This window comes from Sphingomonas psychrolutea (assembly GCF_014636175.1).
GTDB lineage: Bacteria > Pseudomonadota > Alphaproteobacteria > Sphingomonadales > Sphingomonadaceae > Sphingomonas > Sphingomonas psychrolutea.
In genome coordinates, this window is record NZ_BMDW01000015.1 from 28,052 (window position 1) to 54,367 (window position 26,316).

The following is a 26,316-nucleotide window of genomic DNA, read 5'->3' on the forward strand; positions in this document are numbered from 1 at the left end:
AGAAAGTCCGGTATGCTCTACAGTGCTTATGAAATGCAGAAATCGATGCTGGCCGGCGCGAGCGCGATGGCCGATTTCGGCGCCGAATTGCTGAATAACCCAGCCAATCCGTTCGCCTATTTCGGTGGCGGGCAGATATTGAGTTCCGCGCTCGAAGTGTTTGCGCATGCCGCGGCACCGCGCGGCAAGCCGGAGTTCGGGCTCGATAGCACGATCATCAACGGCAAGAGCGTTGCGGTGACCGAGGAGATTGTGCTGCGCAAAGCCTTCGGGCAGCTAAAGCGCTTTGTACGGGCCGGCGTGACGGGCGGGCCGAAATTGCTGATCGTGGCGCCGATGTCAGGCCATTATGCAACACTGCTGCGCGGCACGGTCGAGCGGATGTTGCCGGTGGCCGACGTCTACATCACCGATTGGCGCGATGCGAAGCTGGTGCCGCTGTCGGACGGCACCTTCGATCTCGACGATTATGTCGATTATCTGATCGAATTCCTCGAAGCGATCGGCCCGAATGAGGGGCAGGGCGGCGCGCACATGCTCGCGGTGTGCCAGCCCTCGGTGCCGTGCTACGCCGCCGCTTGCGTGATGAGCGCGGACAAGAATCCGTGCCGGCCCAAGACGCTGACGATGATGGGTGGGCCGGTCGACACGCGGATGGCGCCCACCTCGGTCAACACGCTGGCGACCGAGCGGCCGCATAGCTGGTTCAGCCAGAATGTGATCGCGACGATCCCGGCGCAATATCCGGGTGCGGGGCGGAAGGTCTATCCCGGCTTCCTGCAACTGACGGGGTTCCTGTCGATGAACCTCGGCAGCCACATGATGAGCCATTATGAGATGTTCAAACATCTGGTGCAGGGCGAAGACCTCGAGGCCGATCAGACCAAGGCATTCTATGAGGAATATCGCTCGGTCTGCGACATGACCGCCGAATTCTATCTCCAGACAATCGATGTGGTGTTTCAGGACCATGCGCTGCCCAAGGGCGAGATGCTGCACCGCGGGCGCCGCGTCGATCCGGCCGCGATCACCGACATCGCGATCCTCGCGATCGAGGGCGAGAAGGACGATATTTCGGGGGTGGGCCAGACCAAGGCCGCGCTCGACATCGCGACCAGCCTGTCCGATGCGAAGAAGCGCTATTACATGGCCGAGGGTGCCGGCCATTACGGCATCTTCAATGGTTCCAAATGGCGCACCAAGATCGCCCCCGTGCTTGAAGAATGGATCGCCGCGCACGGGTGATTGCCGGAACGGGCGAAGTCGCGTCGTCCGCTATGACGAGAGGCCATAAAAGGCGGCGGTTCGCGTAATTTCGGCCATCATATCTTTTAGCGCCACTGGTTTGCTGAGCAACGCATCGGCTCCCGCGCTCATGGCTTCGGCCAAGAGCGCGGCGTCAGCATGCCCTGTGAGCAATATGACTGGCGTATTCCCGTCCTCGGTTCGCAGGATGCGAGTCAGTTCGATGCCATTGGTCCCGGGCATCCGCACATCACTGACGACGACGCCGCACCCCTCCCGCCCCCGGGCGAGGAAATCGTCGGCGTCGACGTATGTTGCGGTGGTATAGCCGAACGCTTGCAGCGCCATGACAAGGGCATTGCGCACCGGTTCGTCATCATCGATGACACTCACGATCCAGGGTCTCGTCATGTGGTTATTGCGCCTCGCAAATCGGCAAAGTGAAGTGGAAACTGGTCCCCCGGGACGCGCCTGGCTCCGCCCAAATCTTGCCGCCATGATCTTCGACGATCGTGCGGCAGATCGAAAGACCGACGCCCATGCCCCTTTTCCCCTTGGCGCTGACAAAGGGCTCATACAGTCGCTCGACGACTTCGGCGCTGATCCCCGGGCCAGTGTCGCTGACCGTAATCATCGCCATGCCGTTGACACCGTCTTCGGTCGTGATGTGAATCTTCGACGCCCGCATTTCGCCCATGGCGTCCATGGCATTGCGCACCAGGTTCATGATGACCTGTTCGATTTGGACCCGGTCGGCGAAGACTGCAGTGTCTCTCTGCTTGTGTTCGAACGTCGTCGTGATGCCGCTTTCGCGCGATCCGATGAGCGCCAGGTTACAGGCCTCATCGACCAGCATCGTTAGATTTTCAGGGCATTTGAGGACCTCGCTGCCCGAAACGAACGACCGAACGCGCTTGATGATTTCTCCGGCGCGGTGGCATTGATCCTTGGCGAGGGCGAGCGAACGGAGCACCGGCTCCCGCTCGCCCTCGATCGCGAGCAAGGCACCAGCCGCTTCGAGATAGAGCGAGATTGCGGCGAGCGGTTGATTGATCTCGTGCGCGATCGCGGCCGCCATGTCGCCCATCGCCGTGCGCTTCGACACGTGAAGAAGTTCCTTGGCGAGCTCTTGGCGCTCGGTAATGTCGATCGACAGACTGACCAGGCCGGCGACCATTGCGTCGGATTCGAAAAACGGTGCCTTGGTCGACAGGAAGAGGCGCGGCCCGGTATCGCGTTCGTCGATGATTTCTTCAATCTCGCGGGTCGTGCCTTCCGCCATGGCACGACGATCGTTTTCCCGCACCGTCTCCGCCTGGTTGTCATTCCCGAAGATCGCGATATCCGGCCGGTGTTCGATCTCGGCGAAGGTCTTGCCGATCAGGTCGAGCGCAGCCTTGTTGGCGAACAAGATTCGTCCCTGTCGATCCTTGGCATAGATCGGGCCTGGGACAACTTCGACGACCGTATGCAACAATGCGGTCGATTGATTGAGTTCGGATGTGAGCCGCGCGTTGGCGGCGGTCCCACGCTTGACGTTCTCGATATCGGTACAGGTGCCGACCCATCGCAGGATCGAACCCGCTTCATCGCGAATCGGTCGTGCGCGCCCGAGCGTCCATCGATAGTCTTGTGCTTGATATCGAAGCCGAAATTCGATCTCAAACGGGTTGCCGGTCTCGACGCTGCTCCGCCAAAGCGCACCGGCGCGCTTGCGATCATCGACGTGCAACACGTCGTTCCACCCCGAGCCATCGCTCGACCCTTCCGGAACCCCCGTGACAGCGTACCAGTGGGCGTTAAAATAGTCGGGAAATCCATCTGCGCGTGCCGACCAGAGCATCTGCGGCATTGCATCGGCGAGCATCAGCGCGATGACGTCTGGGGGCGGCGGATGGTCTTGGTTCGCATCGTGATCCGTGGCCAACGGAGCGAGTCCTGCGCGCGCCGGATCGATTCCTTGGGGCGGGGATTCCGCCAGCACAGCATCTTGTGCTATGCGGTCGAGGCGACTTTCCCGTACCTGGTCATCCGTGGTCGATTCGGCTTCCCGGCGCGCAGCGGTCGCGCGTGTAACATAAACGTTTTGGTTGCGAATCTTCGGCATCGGCCCTCGCGCGATTGTGCGGGAGCGATCCAGGCTCTCAGTCTGCGGGATGCGTACACTGCCGCCGATCAGGTTTTGTAGCATGGCCGTGGGGTGCCGACCCCATCAATTCGAGGAAGTTGGCCGGTCGTTTCGGTAACGCTCATCTATGCCTCGGAGGCAGCTGGAGAAAAGCAAGACTGACGGTCGAACGTCGGCACCCGGCTCCGGCCCGCAACCGTTGATCCCAAAAAAAGCGGCGCCGGTTTCCCGACGCCGCTTCTCCTAACCCGCCCAAGCGCGCGCGATCAGAGGACTTCGAACAGCCCAGCCGCACCCTGGCCACCGCCGATGCACATCGTGACGACGACGTACTTCGCGCCACGACGCTTGCCTTCGATCAGGGCGTGGCCGGTCGCGCGGGCGCCGGTCATGCCATAAGGGTGGCCGATCGAGATCGCGCCGCCGCTGACGTTGAGCAATTCGTTCGGAATGCCGAGCTTGTCGCGGCAATAGAGCACTTGCACGGCGAAGGCTTCGTTAAGCTCCCACAGGCCGATATCGTCCATCTTCAGGTTGAAGCGCTCGAGCAGCTTGGGGATGGCGAAGACCGGGCCGATGCCCATTTCGTCGGGCTCGGTGCCCGCCACCGCCATGCCAACGTAGCGGCCGAGCGGCTGAAGGCCCCGCTTCGAGGCGAGCGACTCTTCCATCAGCACCGAGGCCGAGGAGCCGTCCGACAGTTGCGACGCATTGCCTGCGGTCACGTTCATGCCCGGACCCATGACGGGCTGGAGCGCCTGCAGGCCTTCGAGCGTGGTTTCGGGGCGGTTGCCTTCGTCCTTGGCGAGCGTCACGTCCTTATAAGTGACCTCCTTGGTCTCCTTGTTGGTGACGGCCATGCTCGCGGCTGTAGGCACGATCTCGGCATCGAAATAGCCGGCGGCCTGCGCAGCGGCGGTACGGCGCTGCGACTCCAACGCATATTCGTCGCAGGCTTCGCGGCTGATATTGTAGCGCTTTGCGACGACTTCGGCGGTGCCGAGCATCGCCATATACACGTCCTTGTGCATCGCGATCAGCTCGGGATCGGCGGCGACGCGCATTTGTGGCGTCTGGACGAGGCTGATGCTCTCGACGCCGCCGCCGATGGCGATCTGCATGTTGTCGGTGATGATCTGCTTGGCGGCCGTCGCAATCGCCATCAGGCCCGACGCGCACTGACGATCGACCGACATGCCGGGCACGGTGACCGGAAGCCCGGCGCGCAGCAACGATGTGCGCGCGATGTTGCCGGCCTGGTGGCCCTGCTGCAGCGCGCAGCCGAACACGACGTCATCGACCATGCCGCCCTCGATCCCGGCGCGCTCGACGGCGGCCCTGATCGCGTGGGCGGCGAGCGTCGGGGCGGGGGTGTTGTTGAACGCGCCGCGATAGGCGCGGCCGATCGGGGTGCGGGCGGTGGAGACGATGACGGCGGAACGCATGGGATTTCTTCCTTCTGCTTCTTGCTCCCCTCCCGCTTGCGGGAGGGGCTGGGGGAGGGCGTGTGGAGAGCGCCCGACAGGCCCTCCCCTAACCCCTCCCGCAAGCGGGAGGGGGATTTTGAGGGGGCGGGAAACTAAACGAAAATCTGCGACATCCATTCGGCGATCATCGCGGGCTTTTCCTCGCCTTCGATCTCGACGGTGAACTCGTTGGTCTGCTGCCACTGGCCGGGGCGTTTTTCGTCGAAGCTCAGCAGCTTGAAGCGCCCGCGCACGCGCTTGCCCGAGCGGACGGGTTGCAGGAAGCGGACTTTGTTGCCGCCGTAATTGACGCCCATTTTGACGCCTTCGATCGTTACGCCGTCGATGATCTTCGACGACAGCAACGGCATCAGCGAGAGCGTGAGGAAGCCGTGCGCGATCGTGCCGCCGAACGGCGTCATCGCCGCCATCGCGGGATTGACGTGGATGAACTGATGATCGCCGGTCGCGTCGGCGAACTTGTCGATCATTTCCTGGCTGACCTCGACCCACTCGGACACCTGTTCGGTGCCGATGCGGCCGGCCATTTCCTGGACTGTGATGCTGGTCACGGCATTCCCCTCAAGGACAAATCGTCGCATAGGCGCGTGGCGCGGCAAATGGCACCGAGGCTCGCCGCGCGCAAGCCTCACCCGACCGGAAACCGGAACATGACACCAGACGTAGCGTCCAATGCCCGCAAATCCATGCCCGCTTTGCACCGTGCGAGCGAACCCGATGTTCTAAAGCCGCTGCTGGAGCGTGCCGCGCTGACCCCCGAGTCGCGTGAACGGACGCTGGGACATGCGGCCGGGCTGCTGGCAGACTTGCGCGCGGCGCAAGGCAGGGGGTGGGTCAACCAGTTTCTGCAGGAATATCGGCTCAATTCGTCCGAGGGCGTCGCGCTCCTGTCGCTGGCCGAGGCGTTCCTGCGTGTGCCCGATCCGGAGACGGCGGATCTGCTGATTGCCGACAAATTGGGCGATGCCGACTGGCGCGCGCATACGGGCAAGTCGAACTCGACGTTGGTGAACTCGGCGACGTGGGGGCTGGTCGTCGGGCGCGCTTTGGTGGGCGAGGGCGAGAAGCAATCGGCCCTGCGTCGCCTGATCAGCCGCGCGGGCGAGCCGTTCGTGCGGCAGGCGGTCGGCGCCGCGATGCGGATGATGGGCGAGATCTTCGTGATGGGTCGCACGATCGACGAGGCGATGAAGCGGATGCGCAAGCCCGAGCATAAGGGCTTTACCGCGAGCTTCGACATGCTGGGCGAGGCGGCGCGGACGCAAGACGATGCGGCGCGGTACTTCCGGGCTTACACCGATGCGGTGGCGGCGGTGGGTCGCGACCCGGCGGCGGGGCATTCGATTTCGGTCAAGCTGTCGGCGCTGCACCCGCGCTATGAAGTCGCGCGGTGGGACGAATGCGTGCCGGCGCTGACCGAAATGCTCGAGGCGCTCAGCGTTCAGGCGGCGGGGCTGGGGATCGCGCTAACGGTCGATGCCGAGGAGAGCGAGCGGCTCGAGATGAGCCTAGATATCATCGGCACCGTCGCTGGCTTGCCAAGCCTGAAAGGCTGGGACGGTTTCGGCATGGCGGTGCAGGCTTACGGCAAGCGCGCGCGACCGGTGGTGGCGTGGGCGGGTGAGCTTGGCCGGACCATGAACGTGCGGCTGGTGAAGGGCGCGTATTGGGATTCGGAGATCAAGCGGACGCAAGTCGAGGGGCTGTCCGACTATCCGCTGTTCACCCGCAAAGCCGCGACCGATGTGTCGTATCTGGCGGTGGCGCGCGACATGCTCGATGCGCCTGCGATTCGCCCGGCCTTTGCGAGCCATAATGCGCTGACGGTGGCGACGATCATGGAATGGGCGGGGAATTCGCGCGATTTCGAATTCCAGCGTCTGCATGGGATGGGCGACGGGCTGTACGAACGGCTGGTGCGCGAGAATGGCTATCATTGTCGGGTCTATGCGCCGGTCGGCGGGCATCGCGATCTGCTAGCGTATCTGGTGCGGCGACTGCTGGAGAATGGGGCGAATTCGTCGTTCGTGCATCAGCTTGCGGATGAGCGGCTGACTGAGGCGGAGATTTTGGCGGACCCGGTGGCGAAGATCGCGGCGGTCGGTGGTGCGCGGCATCCGAGTATTCCGCTGCCGGTGGATTTGTTCGGGGCGGAGCGGCGAAATTCGGCCGGGCTGGATTTGGCGGATCGGGCGGTGCTGGAGGCGACGGTGGCGGCAATTGCCCACCAACCCGGCGAAGGCCGGGGCCCAGTTGCGCCGGCGGATGTACCTGAAGACGGCGCCCGCCAATCAATCTCTGCGCGACTGGGCCCCGGCCTTCGCCGGGGTGGTACAGTCGGAGAGGCCATCACCCGCGTCCACGCGGCTTTCGCCGATTGGGCCGGTCGCTCGATTGAGGATCGCGCGGGGATCATCGATCGCCTCGCCGACCTGCTTGAGCAGCACCTCGACGAGCTGATGGCGATTTGCGTGCAGGAGGCCTTCAAGACCATTCCCGATGCGCTCGGCGAAGTCCGCGAGGCGGTCGATTTCTGTCGTTACTATGCGCAGCAAGCGCGCGACGGGTTGCAGCCGGTCGAACTCCCCGGGCCGACCGGTGAGCGCAACGTGCTTCGTTTCGAGGGGCGCGGGGTGTGGGCGACGATCGCGCCGTGGAATTTCCCGCTGGCGATTTTCCTCGGGCAGACCGTCGCGGCATTGGTTGCAGGCAATACCGTGGTCGCCAAGCCTGCGCCGCAGACGCCGATGATCGCCGCGCGTGCGGTGGAGTTGGCTCATGAGGCGGGCGTGCCGACGGATGCGCTGATCCTCGTCCCCGGTGGCCCGGAGGTCGGTGCGGCGTTGACGGCCGATCCGCGCATCGCTGGCGTCGCCTTCACGGGCTCCACCGCCACCGCGCGAAAGATCGCGCGGTCGTTGCTGGAGGATGACGCCCGTCCGATCGTGCCGCTAATCGCCGAGACTGGGGGCATCAACGCGATGATCGTCGATTCGACCGCTCTGCCCGAGCAAGTGGTGGCCGACGTCATCACCTCGGCGTTCCGCTCGGCCGGACAGCGCTGTTCGGCGCTGCGGCTGTTGTTGTTGCAAGAGGAAATCGCCGATACCACGATCGAAATGCTCAAGGGCGCGATGGATACGCTGCGGCTTGGCGACCCGGGCGACCCGGCGACCGATGTCGGGCCGGTGATCGACCAGGCGGCGTATGACAAGCTGATGGCGTACCGCGCGGGGGCGAAGATTGAAAAGACGCTCGATGCGCCCGCCGAGGGCCTGTTCGTGCCGCCGACGCTAGTTCGGATCGACAGGATCGATGCGCTGACGCAGGAATGGTTCGGCCCGATTCTGCATGTCGCGACCTGGCCGGCGGGCAAGCTCGCCGAGACGATCCGCGCGGTGAATGCCAAGGGCTATGGGCTGACGATGGGCCTCCACAGCCGCATCGCCCGCGCGGCGGACGAGACCCAGGCGCTGGCCAATGTCGGTAATCTCTACGTCAACCGCTCGATGATCGGCGCAGTGGTCGGATCGCAACCGTTTGGCGGGGAGGGGCTGTCGGGCACGGGGCCGAAGGCGGGTGGGCCGCATTACCTCCACCGCTTCGTGGTCGAACGCGCGGTCTCGATCGACACGACGAGTGCTGGCGGGAATGCGACGTTGTTGAGTTTGGATGAGGGCGGGCTTTAGCGAGACTGCGCCACCCCGGCGAAGGCCGGGGCCCAGTCGCGCGCGTTCAGTTGGTGAGGACAGCCCTCACTTGCCGACCTCCCGCTACTGGGCCCCGGCCTTCGCCGGGGGGGGCACAAGGTGGCGCGGATCACCCTTCCGGCTCGCTCGCCTTGCCGAGCGTCGATTGGTCGGCAGTAAGGCGCGCAGTGTCGGTCGAAATCGTGACTACGGGCGCGGTGGCCTCGGCATAGGGCAAGATCAGCCCACCTTCGGGCGCGGCGGTGAAGGCGGTCTGGGTCGGGTAGGCAAGCGCGATCCCCTCATCGTTCATGCGCGCGATGATCGCAACGCCGACCGCGTGGCGCGCGTCGAAGAATTCCTTGAAGCCGGCATGTTCGGAATCGAATTCGAGATCGAAATTATAGCTGCTATCGCCGAACTTGACGAAACCGGCGCGGACGAACTTCTGCTCGCAGCTCTCCACCACTTCCTTGAGCAAGGCGGGGAAGCGCTTCAGCGTTTCGACCGGCGTCCACTGCACCACGCCTAGCGTGAAGATGATGCGACGATAATCGCGCTGCGTGATGTTCTGGATTTCCTTTTCGAGCAACTGCTTGTTGGCGATGATCCGCTCTTCGCCGGTCGCGGCGCGGATGCGGGTCGATTTGAGGCCGATGCTTTCCACCGTTCCGGTGGTCGCGTCGTAGGAGATGGTGTCGCCGCGCCGGAACGGCCGGTCGAAGATGATCGCGAGTGCGGCAAACAGATCGGCGAAGATGCCTTGCGCCGCCAGACCGATCGCAATGCCGCCGACGCCAAGCCCGGCGACCAGCCCGGTCACGTTGACGCCGAGATTGTCGAGGATGACGATGACCGCGATCGCGAACACCGCGAAGCTGATGAGCAAGCGGATGATGCCCATCGCGCTGCCGATCGCCTCGCCCGCATAATGGTCGCCGGCGGTACGGTGTTCGATCGCGCCGAGGATGATTTCGCGCGCCCAGATCGCGACCTGGAACCAGGCGACAAGCGTCCACAGGAACGTGATCGTCGCGGCCACTTCGACCGGCGTCGCGGCGAAATTCGCGGCAGTGACGATCTTTGCGGCGGCCAGCACCATGAAGACATTGCCGGTCTTTTCCAGCGCGCGCGCGATCACCGCGGCCCAGCCGCTCGGCCCGGTGCGGCGTGCGCAATAGTTGCGGGCAAGCCGACGGACGAAGTGAAACAGGATGACGAGCAGGCTCGCGACGCCGACCGCGATAAGGATTTGCAGCCAGTGCGTGCCGACCCATTGCACGGTCGAACCGAACAAAGCGCGCGTTTGTTGATCGACATCCTGCACCTTGATCGGCGGCAGGATCGCATTGCTGGTGTTACCGGTCTTCATATCAAAACTTTCACGCGGCGCGCTGGACCGCCGCTGGCGCGCCGGGTTGGAGGAACGCGATCAACCCGCGCTCGGCGCGCGATAGATAGAGGGTGCGGCGTGGCAAGCGCAATCGAGCGCGGAATTCGGCTTGGCCGGTCTTCACCAGCGCGAGCAAGGCGGGGTGCACATAGGATTTGCGCGCGATTGCTGGGGTATTGCCGAGCGCTTCGCTGACCGGCAGCAGCAGCGTCTTCAGACCGATATCGGCGCGCGCGGTGGCCAGCGTCTCGAACGCGAGGACGCTCGCCGCCCAGGTGCGGAAATGTTTGGCGGTGAAATCGCCACCGCTCGCCGCGCGGATATATTCGTTGACGTCAGAGGAGGAGACCGGATGCGGTTCCCCCTCAGCGTCGAGCCACTGGAAGAGATGCTGGCCCGGCAAATCCTGACATTTCTTGACGAAGCGGCTGAGCGTCTTGTCGGTGATCGTCATCACGCGCTCCTTGCCCGATTTCGCACGGAACTTGAGTTTCAGCGCGTTGCCTGCGACCTTGACGTGGCGGTTGCGCAAGGTGGTGGCACCGAAGCTGTTATTGGCTTTTGCATATCCTTCATTGCCGACGCGGATGTGGCCGAGATCGAGGAGCCGCACGACCGCTGCGACCGCCTTTTCGCGGCTCACGCCGGGCAGCGCCAAGTCGGCGGCGACGCAGGCGCGTAACTTGGGCAAACTTTGACCGAACGCCGCACAGCCTTCGTATTTCGCTGCCTCCTGCGTTTCGCGAAAGCCGGTGTGATAGCGATATTGCTTGCGGCCCTTCTCATCCCAGCCGACCGCCTGAATATGGCCGTTGGGTTTGGGACAGAACCACGCATCGCGGTACGCCGGGGGCAGGCCGATGGCGTTGAGCCGATCGATCTCGTCGCGCTCGGTGATGCGCGCACCGCTCGCGTCGAAATACCCCCAGCCGTGGCGCATTTTCTTGCGCGTGATGCCGGGCGCGCTGTCGTCGTGATAGCTGATCTTGGCCATGGCCGATGAGAATGCACGGGCCGTCGCATCGTTCCGGAACGTCTTGGGTGGCTTATCGGTTGAGCGGCGCGGACCCCCCAACCATTATCAAAGCCGGAGACACCCAATGGCCGACCTTTCCACCGCGCACGTCCTGATCCTCGCCACCGACGGATTCGAGCAAGCCGAACTGTTCGAGCCGCGCCAAGCCTTGCTCAATGCCGGCGTCAAGGTGACGCTTGCCTCGATCAGGACCGATCCGATTCAAGGCATGCAACACGACGTGAAGGGCGAAACGATCACGCCCGACCTGCTGCTCGAAGACGTCGAGACCGAGGATTATACCGCGCTGCTGCTGCCCGGTGGCGTCGCCAACCCCGATACGTTGCGGATGAACGATCGCGCGATCGAGATCATCGAGGAATTCGTCGATGACGACAAATTGGTCGCGGCGATCTGCCACGCGCCGTGGTTGTTGATCGAGGCCGATGTGGTCGAGGGCAAGCGCATGACGAGCTGGCCGTCGCTGCGCACCGATCTCGCCAATGCCGGGGCCGACGTGGTCGACGAGGAAGTCGTCCGCGACGGCCAGTTCATCACCAGCCGTAATCCCGACGATATCCCCGCCTTCAACGCGGCGATCCTGGCCGCGCTTCAAGAAGAACTGGCGGACGCCTGAGCCGGATCGGCTCCCCGCCAGCGGACGGGGAGCCGATTCAACCACGCCTGCGCAGGTCGCTCCACGAGATGGTATAGCGCGACCGAACTGCCCAGGACGAGCGCGAGATACAGCGCCACCAATATTGGCGGGATCGCGTGCGCGTCATCGACGAACGCGAGCTTGAACACCACGAATAGCAGGAAATGGCCGAGATAGGTCGCGTAGCTGATTTCGCCGAGATAGTGGATCGCGCGGGCATTGAGCAGGTTGCCGCGCCATTCCGAAGCCAGCGCGAGCGCGAGCAGGAGCGCGGCAAAGGCGGCAGGGATGGTCAGCGTTTCGGGCGCGCCAGCCGAACGCGCCGCCAGCATCGCACCCGCGACTGTCACTGCAGCGGCGACGGCGCGGGCAGGGGCATCGCGCCACCGCAACCACAACGCGCACAGCGCCGATCCGACCGCGAATTCGATCACGCAGCGCCGCAGCCCAAAGGTCCAGATATCGGTGCCGAGCGTCGGGGCGTCGGCCATCAGCGCGTGGAGCAAGACCAGCGCCGCCGTAATCGCGCCGACCACCGCCCAACTCGGCACGCGCCGCCAGTCGACGCCGAATGCGAGCAGCGGAAACAGCAGATACGCCGCCCATTCGGTGCTGATCGACCAGCTCGGGTCATTCCAGGCGAGATGATCAGTGAAACCCCAATTCTGCAGCAACAGGATGTGGAGTGGCAGCTCGGCGAACGGATAATCGACCGGATCGTGCCGTCCGAGCGCGGCGAGCAAGAGCGCGAGTAGCGCGGCACACCCCAGCATGAACAAATGGAGCGGCCAGATCCGTGCGATCCGCCGCCACAGGAACCCAGGCACTGCGCGCAATCCGCCGTCGCGCAGCCGTTCGCCCCAGCTCAAATAGATCACGAATCCCGAGAGCAGGAAGAAGAAATCGACCGCCAGATAGCCCTTGGCAAAGACCCCGACCCAGACCGGTGGCAGACCGGCGATCGATAGGCGGATATGGTACAGCACGACGAACCACGCTGCGATCCCGCGCATGCCGGTCAGCGCGCGCAGTTGGTATTTTCTAAGCCCCTCCCCTTCAGGGGAGGGGTTGGGGTGGGGCCTCTCCCACATTCTGCCATTGGGCATTTGCGGCACGGCCCCACCCCCAACCCCGCTCCGGGTGAACAGCGCCCCGCGCTGTTCAGGCGATGCCGGGGGCATCGCCGACTCGGAGCGCCTAAAGGGGAGGGGCTCAGATGATTGCGCCTCGCTCACGCCACCACCTCGACCGCCGTCGCGCGCGGCTTGCGCAACGGGCGCCATGCCGCCTGGCTCCGCTTGCGCGCCAGATAGGTATCGAGCCCGATCTGCGCGCCAATCAGCATGTAGACGAACGGCTGAAACGCGATCGCAATGAACGCCGCGCCGAGCAGATAGACGATGTGCGCCGACTGCAACGCGCCCGCCAGCGGCGTGATCCATGCCTGATCCGGCCCCGCCTTGCGATAGCGTTGCCGCAGCACTTCCATCCGGATGATGCCGATCAGGTTGATCAGCAGCCAGATCGCCAGACCGGGAAAGCCCTGTTCGCCGATCATCTCGAAATAGGCACTGTGGAAGGCGCGCGCCTTGTCGACGGTTAGCTTCTTGTCGATCGTTGCATTGGCGGCGGTGCCCCCGACCTTTTCGGTATCGTAGCGGATCTGGTTCTGGCGGTACATTTCGAAGCCGCCGCCCAGCGGGTGCTCCTTGGCATATTGCCAAGTCCAGCCCCACACCGCGAGCCGGGTCGAGGCGGATTCGTCGGCCTTGTAAGTCTTGATCGTGCTCATCCGGTCGGTGAAGGAGGCGGGCAGGAATGGCACTGCCATCAGCCCGGCTGCGCCGAGCACGCACAGATACAGCACCTTGCGCTTGGTATCGCGCAGCATCAGCACCGCAACGAGGCCGATGCAGAGCAACCCGGTGCGCGTCGAGGTGCCGACCGGGATCAGCAAGCAGGCGAAGACCAGCGCGTAGCAGAAGCCCTTCACTTTCCAGTCGGGCGGAAAGATCGTGCCGTATTTGGTGAACCACAGGATCAGCGGGATGATCGCGACCGCGACGGTCGAGATGGTCGATCCTTCGTACAGCCCCGAATTGTTCGACACCATCAAGTTGAGCGTGCCGTATCCCCCACCGCCGCTGGCGATCGTTTTGATCCCGCCGATGATGATGATCGAGGATGCCGAGGCAATCATCACCAGCAGCAGCGATTCGATCCGCAATTTGGTGCGCAGCGTCAGCGGCAGGAAAGCGGCGAAGGCCAGGCATTTCCAGACCCAATCCCATTTATCCAGCGCCTCGACCGGGAAATCCGCCGTGCGTGTGGTGATGCCGCAATAGAGCAAGAGCAGCACGATCAGCGCCTGACGCGGGGCGACGCGCGTGTCGGTCTTGTCGTCGGCCAGCATCCATCCGCCGACCGTGAGCGCGACCGCCATCAGCGAAATCGGGATCGCGTTGAGCAACAGATAGGTCAGCCGCTGCGGGCTGACGATGTCGATATAGACATAGGCAAGCACAAAAATGAACGGCTTGCGAAAGCCTGCCGCGAAGAAGGCACCCAGAAAGGCGACGAAGACGAGATCACGCACGCGGGCGCCCCTTCGGCTTGCGTAAGTCCTGCTCGGGGGGCGGGGAGTCTTCGCGGTCGAGGTCGGGGCGACGCAGCAGCACCCACACCGTCAGCGCGATCAAGCCATGGCTGATCGCGAGCGCGAGATTGTCGATCATGGCTGCGATCCGCCTTGCATCCGCCCGCCCTACGCGCGAGCGGGTTGAGGCTACGTTAAGCAGTCGGCGTTAGGGAAAGCGGATGCGCATTCTCCACCTCCTGGATCATGGCCTGCCGTTGCAGAGCGGCTACACCTTTCGCACCCGCGCGATCCTGAAGAGCCAGCAGCGGCGCGGGTGGGAGGTCGCGGCGGTGACCGGGCCACGAAACGGTCCGCGCGACCTGGCCGAGGAAACGGTCGATGGGATCGATTTTTACCGCACCGATCCGGTTCCCGAGACGATCAGCCCGTTCGGTGAACTGCGCGAAATCCGCGCCTTTGCCCGCAGGATCGATCAGGTCGTCGCGCAGTTCAAACCCGATGTGTTGCACGCGCATTCGCCGGTGCTCGATGCGCTGGCGGGTTTGCGCGTGGCGCGGCGACGCAAGCTGCCGATCGTCTATGAAATCCGCGCCTTTTGGGAGGACGCCGCCGTCGGCAATGGCACCGGCACCGAGGGATCGCTGCGCTATCGGGCCACCCGCGCGCTGGAAACCTGGGCAGTGAAGCGCGTCGATGCGGTCGCGGTGATTTGCGACGGGCTGCGGCACGATCTGATTGGGCGCGGGATCGATCCGGGCAAGCTGACCGTCTCGCCCAATGGCGTCGACATGTCGGTTTTCGGGGAGCCCTTGCCGTATGACCACGCACTCGCCGAGACACTGGGAGTGCAAGGGGCCGAGGTGATCGGCTTCATCGGCAGCTTCTACGATTATGAAGGGCTCGACGATTTGATCGCGGCGATGCCGTTGCTTGTCGACGACCGTCCCTCGGCGCAACTCGTGTTGGTCGGTGGCGGGCCGATGGAGGCCGCATTACGCGCGCAGGCAGCAGCCTCCCCGGTGGCACAGCACATTCATTTCATCGGGCGCGTCCCGCATACCGAAGTCGACCGCTATTACAGCATCGTCGATGTGCTCGCGTATCCGCGCAAGCGCATGCGGTTGACCGATCTCGTGACCCCGCTGAAACCGCTCGAGGCGATGGCGCAGCGGCGGCTGGTCGCGGCATCCGACGTTGGCGGGCACCGCGAATTGATCCGCCACAACGACACCGGCACACTGTTTCCGCCCGATGATCCCGCCGGCATGGCGCGGGCCCTGGCTGCGTTGCTGGCCGATCGCGACGGTTGGGAGGGGCGGCGCGCGCGGGGTCGTGCGTTTGTCGAGGCGGAACGCAATTGGGCGTTGAACGTGGATCGTTATGCGCCTGTTTACCAGAAACTTACCGATGGTATGGCATCCCATAAACCATGGCCGAGTCCCCCCGCTCTAAACATGTGATATTGCCGATTGCGCCGCTTGCCGCGAGTGTGATCGGCGTGCTCACCGCCGCGATGTTCGCGCTCATTCCAACCGATCTGCTCGAATCGATGGTCGTCGACAGTGGGATTGCGTCAGTGCTGTCCGCCGCCGAGCCGCCGCTCGGCTTTACCGCTCGACTGGCGCTGGTGCTGGTATGCGGCGGCGGGGTTGGCGCGATTGCGTGGTTTGGCTTGTTTCTGAGCTTCGGCGCGCGGACCATTGTCGTGCACCGTCGACAAAAGGGCGATGGCGCTGCTCCGGTCTCTGCGCCAGTGTTGCGCCGCGCCGATTCGCATCCCGACGCGCCCGCGCGGCGGCCGCTGTTCGCCAATACCGATTTGGGGACCCCGTTCCTCGAAGTGCGCGCCCGCCCCGTGCGGGGTCCGGTCCATGTCGATGTTGCGGCAGTGGAGCCAACCCCGGCGCCTGTTCCGGTCGAGCAGCCGCTGCCGATCGATCTGGATCAGCCCCTCGCGGCGTATGATCCCGCCGCCGTGCCGGAAGCGCCTCTCGACTGGTTCCCGGCACCCGTTGCGGTCACCATTCCCGAGCGCCGCCAGACCTTCGACCCGGGCGAGCGCTTCGAGACCTTCGCGCTGACCCCGATGGTGCGACCCGCCGCACCGCCCCATGACGCGCCAGCCCCGGCCCGGGCGGATCCGTCGGAGACGGTCCAGGCGCTGCTTGAGCGGCTCGAACGCGTCGCTGCGGCGCGCCGTCACGTTAAAACTGACCCTGCCGAAGCGGTCGCGGAGCCAATAGTTGCTGAGCCGGTTACGGAAACGATTGAAGACACGCTTTCGACCTTGCGTCGGATGGCGATGCGCTGAGCGCTGCCCCCCAGCATTCGCTGGGCGGTGCAGGCGCGACCAACACCAAAATCGGGAAACTTATCCCCGCAATTCGCGCTGCGACGGTTTGACCCGAACCGACGCGTCTGGGAGAAGGCGCGATGGCCACCGCATTTGCATCTCCGCCCGTTTCCCCGCCCGGTCCCGAAGGCGTTTCGCTGCCGCAAAATGTCGAGGCCGAGGCCGCGATGCTCGGCGCGATGATGATCGACAACCGGCTAGCCGATGATTTGATCGATGCGCTCGATCCCGATCATTTCTTCGAGCCGCTGCACGGGCGCATTTTCGCTGCAATCCGCACGCTGCGCGGGAACGACATGCTGGCCAGCCCGGTCACGCTGCGCCCGATGTTCGATGCCGATGTCGGGATGCGCGAGCTGGGTGGTCCCGCCTATCTCGCGCAATTGACCGGCTCTGGCGCAGGCCTGCTCGGCGCGCGCGAATTCGCCAAGCAAATTTACGATCTCGCGATGCTGCGCACGCTGGTGACGGTCGGGCGTGGCCTCGTCGAACGCGCGATGGACACGTCGGAAGAGGTCAACCCGCGCGCGCAAATCGAGGCGGCCGAGGAGGAACTCTACAAGGTCGCAGCCGACGGCGGCAGCGATTCGCAGATCAAGACCTTCGTCCAGGCCTCGACCATGACGATCAAGATGGCCGAGATCGCGCTCAATTCGGGTGGGCATATCTCGGGCATTACGACCGGATTAGACAGTCTGAACGCCAAGATCGGCGGGATGCACCGCTCCGATCTGATGATTCTCGCGGGACGCCCAGGCATGGGCAAGACGTCGCTTGCCACCAACATCGCGTACAATGCCGCGCAACGCTGGATGCGCGACATGGCCGACGGGATCGAGCCGGATCGCTCGCTCGGGGCCAAGGTCGCGTTCTTCAGCCTCGAAATGTCAGCGGATCAGCTCGCCGGGCGTATTCTCGCCGAGCAATCGGGGATCAATTCCGAGGTGCTGCGATCAGGCAAGATCAGCCATGCGGAATTCCACAAGCTCGCCGCTGCCGCCGCTAGCCTCGAGAGCTTGCCGCTGTTCATCGACGATAGCGCCGGTCTGTCGATCGGTGCGCTGCACACCCGCGCGCGGCGGCTGCAGCGCAAGCTCAACAATCAATTGGGCCTGATTGTCGTCGATTACCTGCAATTGCTGTCGGGCACTGCGAAGAGTTCGGGCGACGGGCGCGTGCAGGAAATCTCCGAGATCAGCCGCGGTCTCAAGAACATCGCCAAGGATTTGAACGTGCCCGTGCTGGCGCTGTCACAGCTCAGCCGCGCGGTCGAGAGCCGCGAGGACAAACGGCCTTTGCTGTCGGATCTGCGCGAATCGGGGTCGATCGAGCAGGACGCCGACATGGTGATGTTCGTGTATCGCGAGGATTATTATCTCAACATGAGCCAGCCCGAGATTCCCAATGCGAGCAGCCCCGGCGACGTGCAGGACAAGCATGCGAAATGGTCCGAGCATCTGTCGCGGGTGGACGGATTGGCGGAACTGATCGTCGCTAAACAGCGTCATGGCTCGACGGGTAAGGTGATGCTGAAGTTCGAGCCGAGCATCACGAAGTTTTCGGACTTTGTCGGCGCCGGGTATTGAGGGGGAGTTTTCCCCAACTTTAGCGCTTCCCCGGCGAAGGCCGGGGCCCAGTCGCGTCCGGTGAGAAATTTGAACGCCGCGCGCGGTTACCTAAACCTCCGCGACTGGGCCCCGGCCTTCGCCGGGGAAGCGCAATTTCAACGATTGAAACGCAGCCCGAACGCGAACGCTACACGCGCTCAGGCCGCCAACCTAAAATCCCCGCGCGCGATGTCGAGATCCAGCTCTAACTTGACGCAAAGCACTTCATGGCCGCGCGCACGACAATATTGCGGCTCGATACGCCCAGTTGGGGTGAAGCCGAGCTTCGAAAGCACGCGTCCAGAGGCAGGGTTGTCGACATAATGTCCTGCACGGAGGCGTTTCAGTCCCAACGCGTGCCGCGCAATCTGGACCATGTGCTGCCCAGCCTCGGTCGCGTAACCCCGCCCCCAGGCGTCTGGCGTCAGCCAATACCCCAGCTCGTGTGCGTCGCCCTCGGGATGAATCCCGATGCATCCGATGATCCGGGGCGTTCCCGTGTCGAGCGTGGTGATAAGCAAGGCGCTATCGGCGGAAGCTTGTCTGCGGGTCAAAAACGCGCGCGCGTCGTCCTCGGTGTACGGCCAAGGCGCACGCGAGATTTTGGTCACGACATCCTTATGCGCAATCGCCGCCGCAAGCGCCGGAGCATCCTCCGGCCAGCCGGGCCGCAGCGTCAGTCTCTGGGTACGAGCGAACATCGCTTACTCTCCTCGTCGCCGTCGCTTGCCCGTATCTCGTGACGGGCAAGCGACAATGGGTGGGGAGGGAGCATGAAAAAAGGGAGACCGGGGCGACCCGTCTCCCTTTTTCGATAGTACGAAGACTATCCGGATCGCCCTGGTGGGCAACCCGTCCGGTTACCCGATGTTATTCAGCCGCAATCGCAACCGGCATTTCGACCGAACAGAATTTGCGGCCAAGCTTGCCTTGATGGAACGCGACTCGGCCCTCGGTTAGCGCAAACAAGGTATGATCCTTGCCAATGCCGACATTGGTGCCGGGATAGAATTTGGTGCCGCGCTGACGCACGAGGATGTTGCCCGGAATGACGGCTTCGCCACCGAACTTCTTGACGCCAAGGCGACGACCGGCCGAATCACGACCGTTGCGCGACGAACCGCCTGCTTTCTTATGTGCCATCTCGAATTACTCCTTACGCCTGAGCGGCCGGTGCTTCGGCGTCCGCCGGAGCTGCCTTGACGGCCTTCTTCATCTCTTCGCCACCGATCGCGGTGATGCGCAGGATCGTATGCTGCTGGCGATGGCCGTTCTTGCGGCGATAGTTATGACGACGGCGCTTCTTGAAGACGATGATCTTGTCGGCCTTCGCCTGCGCGATGATCTCAGCCGAGACGGTGAGGCCTTCGACCGAGTGCAGCTCCGAGCCTTCACCCGCCAGCAGGATGTCGCCGAGCGTGATCGACGCCCCGGCTTCGCCTTCGAGCTTCTCGACGACGATCTTGTCTCCGGCGGCAACGCGGTACTGCTTGCCGCCCGTGCGCACGATTGCGAACATGGGCCTACATCACTTTCAAAAATGCCGTGCCCCCGGCGGGGCAAAAATACCTGTACCCCACGCACGGCGAGCCGAGCGCGGGAAAGAAGCGCCAGCTATGCGAGGAGCGCGCCGCTGTCAACCGCCACGGCGCAATCGAGCTCGGCGAAAGCGTTGCCGAAACGCCATAGTTAGGGCCGAAAACGCCCTAATCTGGACGATGTGGCCGAAATTGGTGAACTTTATGTTGCAATGGATAAGCCGATATGGCGTCATTCGTGACGGGACAGATGAGGCGATCGGGACTTGAGCAACCTAGTTGTGCTCGACAAGGATTAGCCCCGCGTAAATTCCCCAAGCAAAGTCCGGTTCTACCGATTTTATCTGTTTGGTGCGGCCGGATACAAAGAAGTTCGCAGGTCTACCGGTTGTCGCCTTTGCGGAAGGGGAACGAGTGTTTGCTGATGTCGACAAAACTGGTCGGCGCGGAGCGAGTCTTCGTGTCGTCTGCGCGAAATCGTGTCGACCGACTGCAACGTGTTTTCATCTTTGGGGGATTTGACCGTGATCTACAGAAACGCGATTTCACTCTTAGCCTTGGCCGTCGGGAGCGTGGCCACGCCGGCGTTCGCGGAAGCGGGCAGCGCCGAACGCACGACGCCTGGCGTTCAGGCTGGCGAACCAGCACCCGTAGCTGCCGATGAGAAAGACACCGAGATCGTCGTTATCGGCACGCGCCGCACCGATCGATCGGTCACTGAATCGGCATCCCCGATCGATGTGATCAGCGCAGCCGAGCTGGCTGCGCAGCCGGCCGTGAATATGCTCGACGCGGTCAGGAACCTCGTTCCGTCCTTCTTCGTCCCGCAAAACACCATTTCCGACGCATCGACCTTCGTGCGCGCGCCGTCGCTGCGTGGCCTGGGTGCGGATCAAATTCTCGTCATGATCAACGGCAAGCGCTACAATCGTTCGGCGCTCGTCAACGTCTACACTGGTGCCGACACGGCGCTGTCGTTCGGGTCGCAGGGTGCCGACATCGGCAACATTCCTGCGATCGCGGTTGGTAATTTGCAGGTTCTGCGGGATGGCGCGACCGCGCAATATGGTGCCGACGCGTTGGCGGGCGTGCTCAACTATTCGATCCGCAAGGACGTCGGCATCGAGGCGCAGGCGCTTTACGGACAGACCTATCGCGGCGACGGCGAAAGCAAGATCTTTTCGGGATATGGCGGGCTGAAGATCGGCGACCGCGGCTTCGTCAGCGTTGCGGGTGAATATTATGATCAGGGCCAGACCAGCCGTGGCGTGACGCGCGCCAGCGCGATCACCATCCAGGCGAACAACCCGTCCGTCGCCGTGCCGAACCCGGCGCAGATCTGGGGAACGTCGCCAGGCCATGGCTATAAGCTGTTCGCCAATGCGGCGCTCGACGTCGGCGCGCAGAGCCAGATCTATTTCACCGGAAATCTGGCGCACAGCGAGACCAACCAGAGCTTCAACTATCGTCCGTCGCAGACGAACGGTGGGTTCGTCCGTAGCGATGGCACGACCAACTCAACGGTGACATTGAACCGCAACGGATCGTTCAACCCGATCTTCACGACGGCATGCCCTGCCGGTAATGCGACCTGCCCGACGGGTGGTTTTGTCAACAGCCCGAACGCGACGTTCGCCAATATCAACAACGGCGCGACGTTCAGCTTTACGAGCATCTATCCGGGCGGCTTTACCCCGCGCTTCATCGGTAAGGTCGATCAGATCTACGGAACGCTGGGCTTCAAGGGCAAGGCCGACAGCGGCTTTACCTACGACCTGTCGGGTACGTTGAGCCGCAACTCGCTCGACCTGTCGATGACCAACTCGCTGTCGGCGTCATACGGCCCGCAGAGCCAGACGAGCTTCCAATTTGGCAAGCTGATCCAGAGCGAAATCACGTTGAACGCCGATTTCACCTATCCGGTCGAAGTCGGCTTCGACAGCCCGATCGTGCTGGCGGCAGGTTCGGAGTATCGCCGCGAGCGTTATGAGAAGACGACCGGTGACCTGCAATCCTACGGAGCAGGGCCCTTCGCCTCGCAGCCGCTCTATGACCAGATCGCACCGGGCGTGTATCAGCGCACGATCGTCCGCGACGCGGCAGGCGCGCCGGTCCTGCTCAACGGTGCCGTCCAGCCTGTCACCGCGACCCAGTCGCCGGCCGCGAGCGGCTATGGCGGCACCAGCCCGAACTTTGCCGGCGTATCGACCCAGAAAAGCTACGCCTTTTACGTCGCTGCCGAAACCGACATCACCAAAGCGCTGACGGTCGGCTTTGCGGGCCGGTACGAGAATTACAACACCTTCGGCGGCGTCGTCGTGGGCAAGGCCAACGCGCTGTATCGCATTACTGACGCGGTTTCGATCCGCGCGACGGTCGGCAACGGCTTTCACGCACCGTCGCCCGGCCAGAACAACACGCAGGTCGTCACGACGAACTTCCTCGGCGGCAACCAGGTGCAGACCGGCACCTATCCAACGTCGAGCGCGATCGCGCAATTCTATGGCGCGGGGCTGCTCAAACCCGAGCGGTCGACCAACTATGGTGCGGGTATCGTGCTGAAGCCGACCAGCGCGCTATCGCTGACGGTCGATGGCTATATCATCGAGATCAGGAACCGCATCGGCATTTCGCAGAACTTCACGGTGACTCCGGCGAACATCACGGCCCTGCCGTCGCTGGCGTCGGTGGGTCTCGGCGGTGTGGTGAACTATTTCACCAACGGCTTCGACGTCTCGTCAAAGGGGATCGAGGCGGTGGCGAACTATCGCACCAAGCTGCTGGGCGGGCCGCTCAACTTCACGCTGGCCTATAGCTACAACAACCTAAAGGCCAAGAACATCAAGCTGACGACCAGCGGACAGCCGCTGGTCAGCCTGCAGCAACAGTATAATATCGCCAACCTCGCCCCGCGTAACCGCATTACCGCCTCGGCGGGGTGGCAGGTCGATAACTTCACGATCAACGCTCGCGCCAATTATTATGGCGAATGGTCTAACGCGTTGGAATACAATTTGCGGGCGCCGCTGCCGACCGACACGACAGCACCGCCGTCGCAGATCTTCAGCGGAAAGACGCTGTTCGACCTCGACGTCAGCTACACCGTTGCGAAGCATTACACGTTGACCTTGGGCGCGAACAATTTGTTCAACATCTTCCCCGACAAGGTCCAGGCATCGCCGGTCAACCCGATCTATGCGCTTTCGGGCGGGCTGAACGACGGGCAGGTCTACCCCCGCTCGGGCGGACCGTTCGGCATGAACGGCGGGTTCTATTACGCCCGCCTCCGCGTCAAATACTAACAGTAGCCGGGGCCGGGGGCAGCAATGCTCCCGGACGGCTGCGCGGTCCGATACGACCGACGTAAAAATGGCGGCGGATTAGAACATCCGCCGCCATTTACTCCATTCCGCGATCGGCCGCGATCAATGCCGGTGTTCGCGCCGCAGTGGATATTTGCCGTCTTCATAGTCGCCGAACAGGCCAGCGATGGCGGGATGGTCGATCGGTTCGTCGCTATCGTCGGGCACCAGATTCTGCTGGCTGACATAAGCGACGTAGCTCGATTCCGTATTCTCGGCGAGCAGATGGTAGAAGGGCTGGTCCTTAGGCGGACGGAGCTTCTCCGGGATCGCGTCATACCATTCGTCGCTGTTGGCGAAGATCGGGTCGACGTCGAAAATGACACCCCGGAAATCGAACATGCGGTGGCGCACGACATCACCGATCGCAAAGCGCGCATGGCTGACGGGCGGCAAGGGAATCTCGGCGGAAAAGGGCGGAGTCGTGATCGGGGAACGTTGCATCATGTTAACTTAGGCCTTGTTCGGCGCTGCACAAGAGAATGCTGCGCCCAAACGCTTGCTAGACCGAGAGCAGTGCGTTAGAGGCCCGCGCTCACCGACCGGTGTCGTTTGGCTGTACCCCCAAAAAAGCGGCATCATAAGACCTCGCGGAGAGGTGGCAGAGTGGTCGAATGTACCGCACTCGAAATGCGGCGTGCCCTCACGGGTACCGTGGGTTCGAATCCCACCCTCTCCGCCATTTCCTTCTCTCGACGATAAGGCTAAAGCCCGCCGCATGGCATCTTACAAAGAACCCACCTTCCAGGACCGCGCGGCCCTTTCCGCCGACGCAAAGCAGCGCGCGCTCGAAAAACTGAAGGCCAAGCCTCCGGTCGATCCCGCGGTCGCCGCTGCCCGCGCCGCTGCGCGCGAGGCCAAGGAAGCCGCCGAAGCAAAGAAGCGCGAAGAGAAAAAGCTCGCGATCGAGCAGGCACGACTCGACAAGCTCGCCAAGGCCGAAGCCGCTGAACAAGCGATCAAGGATGCCGAGCAAGCCGCGGTCCAAGCCGAGATCGACAAGAAGGCGGCGCGCGACGCGCGCTATGCCGCGCGTAAGGCGAAGCGGTAGTACCATAATCCGTCACCCCGGCCTTGAGCCGGGGCCCATCGTGGGGCTTGGTCGGACGTAAATGCACTGGGTGCGTTCGTTGAACCATGGGCCCCGGCCCAAGGCCGGGGTGACGAATCACGGCAACCCGCGCGCCAGTTCCTCGAGCCAGACCCGCGCCGTTCCGTCCGACGGTGCCCGCCAGTCGCCGCGCGGGCTGAGCGCCCCGCCGCTTGAGACCTTCGGCCCATTGGGGATCGCCGAGCGTTTGAACTGGCTCGTCGCGAAGAAGCGCACGAGAAACTTCTCCAGCCAACCGGCGATCGTCGGCAGATCGTACGCCGCCCGCGCCGCCGGCGGGAAATCGCGCGGCCACTGCCCCGCGGTTGCATCGCGCCAGGCGTGCAGCGCAAGGAAGGCGATCTTCGACGGCGCCATGCCGTGCCGCACGACATGATGCAGGAAGAAATCGTTAAGCGGATACGGCCCGATCTTCGCTTCAGTGCTCTGGATCGCGCCGTCGGCCCCGGCGGGCACCAGCTCGGGTGAAATCTCGGTGCCAAGAATCGCTTCGAGGATCGCGTCGGTCTCGCGGTCATATTGGTCGGTGCGGATGCACCAGCGAATCAGGAACTGGATCAGCGTTTTGGGGACGCCGGCGTTCACCGCATAATGGCTCATTTGATCGCCGACACCGTAGGTGCACCAGCCGAGCGCCAACTCCGACAGGTCACCCGTGCCGACCACCAGCCCGCCGCGCTGATTGGCGAGGCGGAAGAGATAATCGGTGCGCAAGCCCGCCTGCACATTTTCGAAGGTCACGTCATAGACCGGTTCACCGCTGGCGAACGGGTGACCCATATCGGCGAGCATTTGCGTCGCGGCGGGACGAATGTCGATTTCGTCGCCGTCGACGCCGAGCGCGCGCATCAGCGCCCAGGCATTGTCTTTGGTCGCATCGCTCGTCGCGAAACCCGGCATGGTGAAGCCGAGGATGCGGCTGCGCGGTAGCCCGAGCCGGTCCATCGCCTTGGCCGCGACGATCAGCGCGTGGGTCGAATCGAGCCCGCCCGATACGCCGATCACGAGCCGCTCGGCATGCGCGGCTTCGAACCGCTTCAAGATACCCTCGACCTGAATGTTGAAAGCCTCGTAGCAATCTTGATCGAGCTTTTCAGGCGTGTCGGGCACGAACGGGAAACGGCCTTGTTCGCGCAGCAGGCCGATATCGGCGAAGCTAGGCTGGTGCGTGAAGCTGACCCGGCGGAAACGCTTCTCCGGATCGTCGGCGAGGCGCGCGGCGTCGTTGAAGGTACCGACCCGCATCCGTTCTTGCGCGATCCGCTCGGCGTCGACATCGGCGAGGACGAGTTTGGACTCGCGCCCGAAACGGGTCGATTCGGTGAGCAATTCGCCGAGTTCGTGGATCATGCCCTGGCCGTCCCACGCCAGATCGGTCGTGCTTTCGCCGGGGCCAGCCGCGGAGAAGACATAGGCACAGATCGCGCGCGCAGACTGTGCCGCGCACAGCATCGCCCGCTCGCGCGCCTTGCCGACCACGATATTGGAGGCGGAGAGATTGCAGCAGATCAGCGCGCCTGCCAGCGCACCCATCGTCGAGGGCGGGGTGGGGGCCCAGAAATCCTCGCAGATTTCGGCGTGGAAGATGAAATGCGGCAAGTCGCTCGCGGCGAAAATCAGGTCGGTGCCGAAGGGTGCCGTCTGTCCGGCGAGCGTGATCTCGCAGTCGCCGGTCATCCCCGCGCCGCTCGCAAACCAGCGTTTCTCATAATATTCGCGGTAATTGGGCAGGAAAATCTTTGGCACCACGCCCAGGATGCGCCCGCGCGCGATCACCACCGCGCAATTGTACAGCCGCCCGTTGCGCGGCAGCGCCGCCCCCACCAGCAGCACCGGCCGCAGCTTGGCGCTCGCCGCCACCACTGCGCCGATCGCCGCTTCGGTCGCGCGATGCTGCGCGGTCTGCAAATGCAGATCGTCGATCGCATAGGACGTGATGTTGAGCTCGGGGAACACTAGCAAGTCCGCACCCCTAGCGTGGCCGTCCTTCGCCAGCGCGATCACCGCCTCGGCATTGGCGACGGGGTCCCCAACGCTGGCGCGCGGGGTGCAGGCACCGACGCGCACGAAGCCGTGGGTGTGGATCGAATGGAACGGGTGCGGCTTCGCCATGTCTGCGACCTAACGCGGT

The 26,316-nt window shown here is 63.6% G+C and carries 22 protein-coding genes and 1 tRNA gene; 9 read left to right on the forward strand and 14 right to left on the reverse strand.

The window, feature by feature from the left end:
- Positions 1-12: 12 nt before the first annotated feature.
- Positions 13-1,245: a polyhydroxyalkanoate depolymerase gene (locus tag IEV62_RS12375; protein WP_188447914.1), complete on the forward strand. Its 1,233-nt coding sequence runs from the start codon at positions 13-15 to the stop codon at positions 1,243-1,245.
- A gap of 30 nt (positions 1,246-1,275) precedes the next feature.
- On the opposite strand, the gene IEV62_RS12380 is transcribed toward IEV62_RS12375, so the two are convergent.
- The 4 genes from IEV62_RS12380 to IEV62_RS12395 all read right to left on the reverse strand — a co-directional run bounded on the left by IEV62_RS12380 (position 1,276) and on the right by IEV62_RS12395 (position 5,387).
- Entirely contained in the window at positions 1,276-1,638 is a 363-nt protein-coding gene (locus IEV62_RS12380; protein ID WP_188447916.1) for a response regulator transcription factor, read from the reverse strand.
- Positions 1,639-1,660: 22 nt separating this feature from the next.
- Entirely contained in the window at positions 1,661-3,172 is a 1,512-nt protein-coding gene (locus IEV62_RS12385; protein ID WP_188447918.1) for a PAS domain-containing sensor histidine kinase, read from the reverse strand.
- 467 nt (positions 3,173-3,639) lie between these two features.
- Positions 3,640-4,818, reverse strand: coding sequence for an acetyl-CoA C-acyltransferase (locus tag IEV62_RS12390; RefSeq protein WP_188447920.1), 1,179 nt, complete (start codon positions 4,816-4,818; stop codon positions 3,640-3,642).
- A 134-nt stretch (positions 4,819-4,952) separates the two neighbouring features.
- Positions 4,953-5,387, reverse strand: a complete 435-nt coding sequence (locus IEV62_RS12395) for a MaoC family dehydratase (RefSeq protein ID WP_308511022.1) — start codon at positions 5,385-5,387, stop codon at positions 4,953-4,955.
- A 123-nt stretch (positions 5,388-5,510) separates the two neighbouring features.
- Between IEV62_RS12395 and putA the strand changes: the two genes are divergently transcribed.
- A complete protein-coding gene (gene putA, locus IEV62_RS12400) occupies positions 5,511-8,549 on the forward strand; it encodes a bifunctional proline dehydrogenase/L-glutamate gamma-semialdehyde dehydrogenase PutA (RefSeq protein ID WP_188447924.1) in 3,039 nt (1,012 codons plus the stop codon).
- Between the two features lie 130 nt (positions 8,550-8,679).
- Here putA and IEV62_RS12405 read toward each other — a convergent pair whose 3' ends face one another.
- Positions 8,680-9,921 (reverse strand): mechanosensitive ion channel family protein, encoded by a 1,242-nt coding sequence (locus IEV62_RS12405; protein ID WP_188447926.1) that lies wholly within the window; start codon positions 9,919-9,921, stop codon positions 8,680-8,682.
- Between the two features lie 10 nt (positions 9,922-9,931).
- Complete coding sequence (locus IEV62_RS12410; RefSeq protein ID WP_229733093.1) at positions 9,932-10,936, reverse strand: DNA topoisomerase IB; 1,005 nt, start codon at positions 10,934-10,936, stop codon at positions 9,932-9,934.
- 106 nt (positions 10,937-11,042) lie between these two features.
- Here IEV62_RS12410 and IEV62_RS12415 point away from each other — a divergent pair, with 106 nt between their 5' ends.
- A complete protein-coding gene (locus tag IEV62_RS12415) occupies positions 11,043-11,594 on the forward strand; it encodes a type 1 glutamine amidotransferase domain-containing protein (protein ID WP_188447928.1) in 552 nt (183 codons plus the stop codon).
- Here the strand turns inward: IEV62_RS12415 and IEV62_RS12420 are convergent.
- The 3 genes from IEV62_RS12420 to IEV62_RS12430 all read right to left on the reverse strand — a co-directional run bounded on the left by IEV62_RS12420 (position 11,570) and on the right by IEV62_RS12430 (position 14,350).
- Complete coding sequence (locus IEV62_RS12420) at positions 11,570-12,706, reverse strand: acyltransferase family protein (RefSeq protein ID WP_229733095.1); 1,137 nt, start codon at positions 12,704-12,706, stop codon at positions 11,570-11,572. The genes IEV62_RS12415 and IEV62_RS12420 overlap by 25 nt on opposite strands.
- 140 nt (positions 12,707-12,846) lie before the next feature.
- On the reverse strand, positions 12,847-14,211 hold the full coding sequence (locus IEV62_RS12425; RefSeq protein ID WP_188447930.1) for a putative O-glycosylation ligase, exosortase A system-associated: 1,365 nt from the start codon (positions 14,209-14,211) through the stop codon (positions 12,847-12,849).
- Entirely contained in the window at positions 14,204-14,350 is a 147-nt protein-coding gene (locus IEV62_RS12430) for a hypothetical protein (protein WP_188447932.1), read from the reverse strand. The genes IEV62_RS12425 and IEV62_RS12430 overlap by 8 nt, the downstream gene beginning before the upstream one ends.
- An 82-nt stretch (positions 14,351-14,432) precedes the next feature.
- Here IEV62_RS12430 and IEV62_RS12435 point away from each other — a divergent pair, with 82 nt between their 5' ends.
- The 3 genes from IEV62_RS12435 (at position 14,433) to IEV62_RS12445 (ending at position 18,153) form a co-directional block, all read left to right on the forward strand.
- Positions 14,433-15,674 (forward strand): TIGR04063 family PEP-CTERM/XrtA system glycosyltransferase, encoded by a 1,242-nt coding sequence (locus tag IEV62_RS12435; RefSeq protein WP_188447934.1) that lies wholly within the window; start codon positions 14,433-14,435, stop codon positions 15,672-15,674.
- Positions 15,644-16,525: a hypothetical protein gene (locus IEV62_RS12440; RefSeq protein WP_188447936.1), complete on the forward strand. Its 882-nt coding sequence runs from the start codon at positions 15,644-15,646 to the stop codon at positions 16,523-16,525. The genes IEV62_RS12435 and IEV62_RS12440 overlap by 31 nt, the downstream gene beginning before the upstream one ends.
- A 122-nt stretch (positions 16,526-16,647) precedes the next feature.
- Positions 16,648-18,153, forward strand: coding sequence for a replicative DNA helicase (locus tag IEV62_RS12445; protein ID WP_188447938.1), 1,506 nt, complete (start codon positions 16,648-16,650; stop codon positions 18,151-18,153).
- A 179-nt stretch (positions 18,154-18,332) separates the two neighbouring features.
- Here IEV62_RS12445 and IEV62_RS12450 read toward each other — a convergent pair whose 3' ends face one another.
- The 3 genes from IEV62_RS12450 to rplU all read right to left on the reverse strand — a co-directional run bounded on the left by IEV62_RS12450 (position 18,333) and on the right by rplU (position 19,693).
- On the reverse strand, positions 18,333-18,875 hold the full coding sequence (locus tag IEV62_RS12450; protein ID WP_188447940.1) for a GNAT family N-acetyltransferase: 543 nt from the start codon (positions 18,873-18,875) through the stop codon (positions 18,333-18,335).
- Positions 18,876-19,044: 169 nt separating this feature from the next.
- Complete coding sequence (gene rpmA / locus IEV62_RS12455) at positions 19,045-19,317, reverse strand: 50S ribosomal protein L27 (RefSeq protein ID WP_188447942.1); 273 nt, start codon at positions 19,315-19,317, stop codon at positions 19,045-19,047.
- Between the two features lie 13 nt (positions 19,318-19,330).
- Positions 19,331-19,693, reverse strand: coding sequence for a 50S ribosomal protein L21 (rplU, locus tag IEV62_RS12460; RefSeq protein ID WP_188447944.1), 363 nt, complete (start codon positions 19,691-19,693; stop codon positions 19,331-19,333).
- Between the two features lie 576 nt (positions 19,694-20,269).
- On the opposite strand from rplU, the gene IEV62_RS12465 reads away from it, so the two are divergent.
- Positions 20,270-23,014: a TonB-dependent receptor plug domain-containing protein gene (locus IEV62_RS12465; RefSeq protein WP_229733098.1), complete on the forward strand. Its 2,745-nt coding sequence runs from the start codon at positions 20,270-20,272 to the stop codon at positions 23,012-23,014.
- 123 nt (positions 23,015-23,137) lie between these two features.
- On the opposite strand, the gene hspQ is transcribed toward IEV62_RS12465, so the two are convergent.
- On the reverse strand, positions 23,138-23,518 hold the full coding sequence (hspQ, locus tag IEV62_RS12470) for a heat shock protein HspQ (RefSeq protein ID WP_188448033.1): 381 nt from the start codon (positions 23,516-23,518) through the stop codon (positions 23,138-23,140).
- 148 nt (positions 23,519-23,666) lie between these two features.
- Here hspQ and IEV62_RS12475 point away from each other — a divergent pair.
- Positions 23,667-23,756, forward strand: a tRNA-Ser gene (locus tag IEV62_RS12475).
- Between the two features lie 36 nt (positions 23,757-23,792).
- The gene (locus IEV62_RS12480; protein WP_188447948.1) at positions 23,793-24,125 is read left to right on the forward strand and encodes a DUF6481 family protein; all 333 of its coding nucleotides are present in this window, start codon (positions 23,793-23,795) and stop codon (positions 24,123-24,125) included.
- Positions 24,126-24,242: 117 nt separating this feature from the next.
- On the opposite strand, the gene IEV62_RS12485 is transcribed toward IEV62_RS12480, so the two are convergent.
- A complete protein-coding gene (locus IEV62_RS12485; protein WP_188447950.1) occupies positions 24,243-26,297 on the reverse strand; it encodes an NAD(+) synthase in 2,055 nt (684 codons plus the stop codon).
- Between the last annotated feature and the right edge of the window lie 19 nt (positions 26,298-26,316).